The following is a 435-nucleotide window of genomic DNA, read 5'->3' on the forward strand; positions in this document are numbered from 1 at the left end:
GCTGATGAACGGCCCGATCATGGGCACGCGCCTACAGTTGCTTCTGAACAACTTCGAACAACGCGATCTTGGCCGCGTCATCGAGGTTGCTATCGATAAGGCGACTGGTCAGAAGCTCTGCCTGTTGTGTGCGTAGCGCATAATCCGCGACGAGTGCCTTTAGAGCCGCCACGCTCACCTCAAGGGGGTGTCCCATTTAGTCCTCCATAACAACGACGAACTCGTTCAGCATTTGAATCTGCTCTTTAGTCAGCCTCTCCGGTATCCCGAGTGCGGCACGCACGTAGCCCTGACGATCAATCTGTTTCGAGATATAGGCTATGTGATCCTGCATCTCTCCGTCTATCTCGGGGCCAGTCGATCCAAGCACATCTGACGATGCATCGCCCATTTCTTCGACCAGTGCTTCGTACGACTGATCACCCTGATCCTTCG

General features: G+C 54.5%; 1 protein-coding gene. It reads right to left on the reverse strand.

What is annotated here, in order from left to right; genetic code table 11:
- Positions 1-196: 196 nt before the first annotated feature.
- On the reverse strand, positions 197-435 hold a 239-nt coding region (locus AC1RPJ_RS07655; protein WP_481762824.1), incomplete at its 5' end, for a hypothetical protein.

This window comes from Dellaglioa sp. CoH-57-MRSF-17, assembly GCF_056782015.1.